The organism is Streptomyces sp. NPDC005151 (assembly GCF_053599875.1).
In genome coordinates this window covers 1-1,528 of the sequence record NZ_JBSFYR010000251.1, presented here as the reverse complement: position 1 = coordinate 1,528, position 1,528 = coordinate 1, and the positions used below count along the sequence as shown (strand labels likewise).

The window sequence follows — 1,528 nt, the reverse complement described above, 5'->3', positions numbered from 1 at the left end:
TTCGCCCGCAACGGACTGATCAACTCATCGAAACGACCCATACCACATCAACGAACCCAATCCCCGGAAGCAACCCATAAATTCGCGACGCCCCCGTGACGCTGTCTCAGAGTGCGGTACGTGACCTGATGTCCGGTTGATGCTTGGGGTTGGGAGAGGAGTCCTGGTCGGCGGGGCGGACTGGTACTCAGGTGTGGAGCTGAGCGAACAGGCCGGGTTCGGGTTCGGTGAGAATGCCCCGTGTGACCAGGCGTTTCAGCTTGGACCGGATGCCTTCGGTGTTCTTCGGGAGGATCGGCAGGCCGAGTGCCTCGCACAGGTCCCGAGCCCGCATCGGATGGCCGGTGTCGGTGAAGGCCGCGAGAATCTGCTGGTAAGCGGGGTGGTCCGGCGCCTCGGGCCGCGGCGGATCGTCGGCGAGCTCCGGTGCTGGGATGTTCAGGAGGGTCTTGCGGGTGATGCGCAGGTTCTCGGTCTCCGCGTCGAGTTCTCCGAGGCGGGCGGTGAGGTCCTCGATGGACGCGCGGAGCTGCCCGGCCTGCTCGCCGAGTTCGCTCATCCAGGCCTCGACGTAGGCAAGGACGTCTCTGATCTGCGGGTTGTCGCTCATGCGGCCCTCCAGGAGGGCAGGGTGGCGCCGGTGAGTCGGCGGGCCATGACAGAGGTCATCGCCCAGAAGACGCGAGAGCGCGAGGTGGCGAGCCGGTGCTCGTAGTCACGGACCAGGCGGCGGCAGAACATCAGGATCCCGTTCGTCTGCTCCACGATCCACCGCTTGGCCTGCGGGACGAAGCCCTTGTCGGCCGGGTTGCGCTCAACGATCTCGACGTCGATGCCGTACTGCTTGCCGTGGTCGACGACGGCCTTCTTGAACCCCTGGTCGGCCAGGGCCTTCTTCACGGTATCCATCTGGGCGGCCACGCCGTCCAGCAGCGCGATGCCGGCGGCGTTGTCGTGCGCGGACGCCGGCAGGACGACAGCCTCGACGACGAGACCCAATACGTCCACGGCCAGGCATCTCTTCCGCCCCGGCACCCGTTTCGCCGCGTCCTTGCCGGTCGTGGCGGCCGGGACGCCGACGGCGGCACGGATGCTCTGCGTGTCTATGACGATGAGGCTCGGGTCGGCTAATCGCCACTTCTTCTCCCGCAGTTGCCATCGCAGCAGATCATGAATGGTCTGATCGGTGCCATCGTCGCGCCACTTGTAGAAGTAGTACTTCACCGCACCGGCGGGCGGCAGGTCGTGGGGCAGCAGGTCCCACGGGCAGCCGCTGCGGTTCTGGTACAGGATCGCGTTTACGATCTCCCGCATCGCATATCTGCCCTGGTGGCCACTGACCGACGGATGCGCGGCCTTCCACGCCGTGATCACGGGCTCGACCAGGGCCCACTGCCCGTCGGAGACATCACTCGAGTACAACACCAGTGCGTTAGTAGGGCTTTGTTAGGTACCCCGGATGATCACGCAGGAGTAGGGTTGTGATCTTCTTTCAGGTGTGACACCTGAGGAAATGGAAGAGGTCCGT

2 protein-coding genes are annotated in these 1,528 nt (G+C 65.0%); both read right to left on the bottom strand.

What is annotated here, in order from left to right:
- Nucleotides 1–187: 187 nt before the first annotated feature.
- Nucleotides 188–610, bottom strand: a complete 423-nt coding sequence (locus tag ACWD6R_RS40530; RefSeq protein ID WP_451823336.1) for a hypothetical protein — start codon at nt 608–610, stop codon at nt 188–190.
- A complete protein-coding gene (locus tag ACWD6R_RS40525) occupies nt 607–1,425 on the bottom strand; it encodes an IS5 family transposase (protein ID WP_451823335.1) in 819 nt (272 codons plus the stop codon). Before ACWD6R_RS40525 ends, ACWD6R_RS40530 begins: the two co-directional genes overlap by 4 nt.
- Between the last annotated feature and the right edge of the window lie 103 nt (nt 1,426–1,528).